The 3,943-nt window shown below is 72.0% G+C and carries 6 protein-coding genes; 5 read left to right on the forward strand and 1 reads right to left on the reverse strand.

Annotated elements, in window-relative coordinates:
- Positions 1 to 325: 325 nt before the first annotated feature.
- Complete coding sequence (locus tag G4D87_RS34680; protein WP_163786954.1) at positions 326 to 1,084, reverse strand: DUF6209 family protein; 759 nt, start codon at positions 1,082 to 1,084, stop codon at positions 326 to 328.
- 374 nt (positions 1,085 to 1,458) lie between these two features.
- On the opposite strand from G4D87_RS34680, the gene G4D87_RS34685 reads away from it, so the two are divergent.
- The 5 genes from G4D87_RS34685 to G4D87_RS34705 form a co-directional block, all read left to right on the forward strand.
- Positions 1,459 to 1,866 (forward strand): VOC family protein, encoded by a 408-nt coding sequence (locus G4D87_RS34685; RefSeq protein WP_163786955.1) that lies wholly within the window; start codon positions 1,459 to 1,461, stop codon positions 1,864 to 1,866.
- A gap of 205 nt (positions 1,867 to 2,071) precedes the next feature.
- On the forward strand, positions 2,072 to 2,611 hold the full coding sequence (locus tag G4D87_RS34690) for a Na+/H+ antiporter subunit E (protein WP_163786956.1): 540 nt from the start codon (positions 2,072 to 2,074) through the stop codon (positions 2,609 to 2,611).
- Positions 2,608 to 2,877: an MrpF/PhaF family protein gene (locus G4D87_RS34695; protein ID WP_163786957.1), complete on the forward strand. Its 270-nt coding sequence runs from the start codon at positions 2,608 to 2,610 to the stop codon at positions 2,875 to 2,877. The genes G4D87_RS34690 and G4D87_RS34695 overlap by 4 nt, the downstream gene beginning before the upstream one ends.
- Positions 2,874 to 3,188, forward strand: a complete 315-nt coding sequence (locus G4D87_RS34700) for a cation:proton antiporter (RefSeq protein ID WP_163786958.1) — start codon at positions 2,874 to 2,876, stop codon at positions 3,186 to 3,188. The genes G4D87_RS34695 and G4D87_RS34700 overlap by 4 nt, the downstream gene beginning before the upstream one ends.
- Positions 3,173 to 3,943, forward strand: a 771-nt coding sequence (locus G4D87_RS34705; protein ID WP_163786959.1) for a hydrogenase subunit MbhD domain-containing protein, incomplete at its 3' end; no start/stop codon positions are given. The genes G4D87_RS34700 and G4D87_RS34705, both read left to right, overlap by 16 nt.

The raw sequence follows: 3,943 nt of genomic DNA on the forward strand, positions 1-3,943 counted from the left end.
TCATCCATGACATCTCGAAGTGCCTGGTATCGCTCCGCCACGGCCTTTTCCGCGTCCATACCCGGCCAACGCGCTCGGCCCCTCTGGCTATTCCCCTATTCGGCTAACTAATTCCTGAGCGGGCCCTTACTCCCTGACGCTGTCTCCAAGATGTCTCCAAGCCTGGAGGGGACCTGGGGTGACAGGTGGGACTTGCGAGGACTCCTCGCCAGAGGAAGCCGAGCAATCTCAACGGATTGCTCGGCTCCTTCGCCGATTACGAGCGAACGGCCGAGGCGGCGGAGGCAGGCCGCGTCGTCAACCCGTCCACCCACGCCGTTGCGGCTCACTCCACTGCGAAGTGATAGTTGGCGCCGTAGTTGTTGTCGTAGCGCACGCAGGAGCTGCGATCCGTGTTGCGAAACCACATCTCCAGGTGGCGGGCGCCGGCCGGAGCGGTGATGGCCGCCGGCACGGACCTGCCGGAGCCGGTGACGACCGTCTCCTGGATGGGGCCGTTGTCGAAGCGGTACTGCGCGACAATCGCCCAGGCCGGGCCGTTGTACGTGGCGCGGCACTCGGGCAGGCGGGCCACGTCGTAGTTGACGATGAACTCCTGGCCGGCGCGCAGCGTGCCCGCCACGGGCTCGTCCCAGTTCGCGTTGAAGGAGAGGGTCGGCGCGCCGATGGGGAAGTGGTAGTTGCTCCCGTAGTTGGAGTCCCAGGCCTGGCAGCCCTGGCTGGAGATGTCGAACCACATCACCAGGGCGCCGCTCAACCCCGCGGGGAGATGCAGGGTGCGCTGGGAGGGGTTGCCGTCCGGCGCGTGGCCGGCCACCCAGAAGCTCACCACCGGGCCGCGGTTCACCTGGACGTGGCCGGTGATGGTCCAGGTCGGGTCGCCCGATGAGGTGGTGCCCCGGCACTGCGGCAGGCGGCTGGTGTCGTAGTTGACGACCACCGCGCCGCCCACGGGAATCAGCTCCACCGACGGCGTCTCGTTCCAATAGCCATCGAAGGTGATGGCGGTGGGGGTGGTCTGCGCCGCGGCCGTGGAGGCCAGCAGCAGCAACGGCAGGAGGGAGGGGAGAAGTCGACGGACCAAGATGCGCTCCTTTTGAGCGGAAGTGGGACTGGGCGCGCTATCCCGCTCCCGCACATCAGGTCAATGGCCTGGCGCGGGACTTCCGCGTCTTGAAAGCTTTGAGGTTCGCGCCGCACCCGGCGGCGCCGCGAGGCCGTGTCATTCTCCTGGACCCCGGGACAGTCGCATTCGACCATGCCCGCTGAAGCCGCTGCCCACCAGCGGGGTCCTCTTCGACCAGGAGTTCTCCGGATGACATTCATCTCGGACCGTTCGTGCGTCGTCCTCCTGCTGCTCATGGGGGGCCGTGGGACGGCGAAGCGGGGCGAGACGCGGTGCACTGGCGCCCTCCCAAGGCCATGAGCCGTCGAACCCATGAATGACTGGAGTCCCCGATGATGCTCTTTCGAATCATCCTCCCGGTTGCCGACATCGAGCAGGCAACACGCTTCTACGCTCAGGTGCTTGGCCTTCCAGGGGAGCGCGTCTCCCCAGGCCGGCACTACTTCGCCGCTGCGGACGCCGGCGGGGCCGTGCTTGCCTGCTACTCGCCACGTGAGGATGGCGATGCCGCCGAACATGGCGAGACCTGGCGCCCACATCCGTTCCAGTACGTGTACTTCTCGACCAGGGACCTCGGAGCCCTCCGCGAGCGATGCCTTTCGGCTGGCGCTACCGCGGTGACGCCCGTCGAGCACATGCCGTGGGGCGAGACGCTGTTCTATGCGGTCGATCCATTCGGGAATCCCATCGCGTTCGTCGAATCCGGCACTGAGTTCCTCGGTGGCCGTCCCGCGCCATGACAGCCCGGCACGCGGCCGTGGCGGGTTGAGGCCAACGAACTGAAGGTGCGGTTGGCGCGGGGAGCGTCCCTCGCGGAGGGGGCTGCGCCCGCGTGCCTCGTGCCAGGGCGTGTGCGGGAACGGACCGCGACAGCGGGCGGCCCCGCGGGACGATGGCCGCGAGGGGCGTGGGATGCCGACTCATTGGCGCCACGGGTGCCACCGCATGCCTTCTCCCCAAGCCCACAGCTTCCGAGGCCCGCGCCGGGCGTGGACCCTCGCTGTCCGGGGCATTCTGCTGTCCGTGCTGTGGGCGGTGCTCGTGGAGGCCCATCCGGAGGGGCTGTGGGTGGGGCTGGTGGCGGTGCCGCTGGCGCTGGCGGCGAGCCTGGCCTTGTCTCCACCGGGCCCCACGGGAGTCCGGTGGTGGGCGTTGCTGCGCTTCCTGCCGGGCTTCGCGCGGCGGGCGCTCACCGGCAGTGTCGACGTGGCGCTTCGGGCGCTTCGGCCGGGGCCCCCGGTGTCGCCGGGGTACCTGGACGTGCCGGTGCGGCTGCCAGGCCTGCCCTCGCGCGTGTTCCTCTCCAGCGTCGGCAGCCTCATCCCGGGGACGCTCGGGGTGGACCTGGACGAGGGCCACCTCACGCTGCACCTGCTGGACGCGCGAGCGCCCGCGCGCGAGGCCGCGCTGGAGGAGTTGCGCGCGCTGGAGCGGAGCGTGGCCGCCATCTTCGGCGTCGCGCCGGTGGGAGGGCCGCGGCCATGAGCGCGTTCTTCCTGGGCGTGGCCGTCGTCCTGCTGCTCAACGTTCTGGTGGGCCTGTGGCGGCTGCTGCGCGGGCCCACGGCGGCGGACCGGATGGTGTCCGCCAACCTCTTCGGCACCACGGGGGTGGCCATCCTCCTGCTGCTGGCGGAGGCGGAGGAGCGTGGGCCGCTGCGGGACGTGGCGCTGGTGCTGGTGGTGCTGGCCGTGGTGTCCACCGCCACCTTCATCACCCGGCCACCGGCCGCGCCCGAGGAGCGGCCATGATGGCGCTGACGCGAGACGTCCTCTCCTCCGCGCTCGTGGTGCTGGGGGCGCTGTTCTTCACCGCGGGGACGGTGGGGCTGCTGCGCTTCCCGGACGTGCTGTGCCGGCTGCACGCGGTGTCCAAGGCGGACGGGGCCGGGCTGGGCCTGGTGGCGCTGGGGTTGCTGCTGCGCGCGGAGTCCGTGGCCGCGGCGCTGAAGGTGCTGGTGGTGTGGGTCCTGGCGCTGGTGGCGAGCGCCGCGTCGGGGCAACTGGTGGGGCGCTTCGCGGCGCGGGCGTCCGGACGGGAGCGGCCATGGACGCGGGACTGATGCTGGACGCGCTGCTGGCGCTGGCGCTGCCGCTGCTGGTCTGGCGGGCCGTCTGCGCCCGGGACGTGTTCCAGGCCTGCGTGGTGTTCATCGCCTACGGGCTGCTGCTGGCGCTGGCGTGGGTGCGGCTGGGCGCGGTGGACGTGGCGCTGGCCGAGGCGGGGCTGAGCGCGGGCTTCACCGGCGCGCTGCTGCTGGACGCGGCGGTCCGGCTGGGGCGCGCGCGGGAGCGCCCGTTGGCCTGGAGGCCCTGGGTGGCGCTGCCGTGCGCCGTCGTGGGGGGGCTGCTGCTGTGGGTCCTGTGGACGCTGCCCGCGCCGCCCACACGGCTGCCGGAGCTTGTGCGCGAGCGCCTGCCGGACAGCGGCGTGAAGAACCCCGTCACCGCGGTGCTGCTCAACTTTCGCGCCTACGACACGCTGCTGGAGGTGGGGGTGCTGTGGCTGGCCGGGCTGGCCGCCTGGGCCGTGCTGCCGGCGAGGCCCGCGGGCCCGGCGGACGCGCCGGTGGACGCGGGCCCGGTGCTGCCGGCGCTGGCGCGGCTGGGCGTGCCGGTGGCGGTGCTGGTGGCGCTGTACCTCCTGTGGGTGGGCAGCCGCCTGCCGGGCGGGGCCTTCCAGGCGGCGGCGCTGCTGGCGGGCGCGGCGGTGGTGCTGCGCGTGTCGGGCAGGCTGCCGCCGGTGGTGGCGGACCGGTGGCCGCTGCGTCTGGGGCTGGTGGCGGGCACGGCGGTGTTCCTCGCGGTGGCGGTGGGC

The sequence above is a fragment of the Myxococcus vastator genome (assembly GCF_010894475.1).
In the GTDB taxonomy this organism is placed as follows: domain Bacteria; phylum Myxococcota; class Myxococcia; order Myxococcales; family Myxococcaceae; genus Myxococcus; species Myxococcus vastator.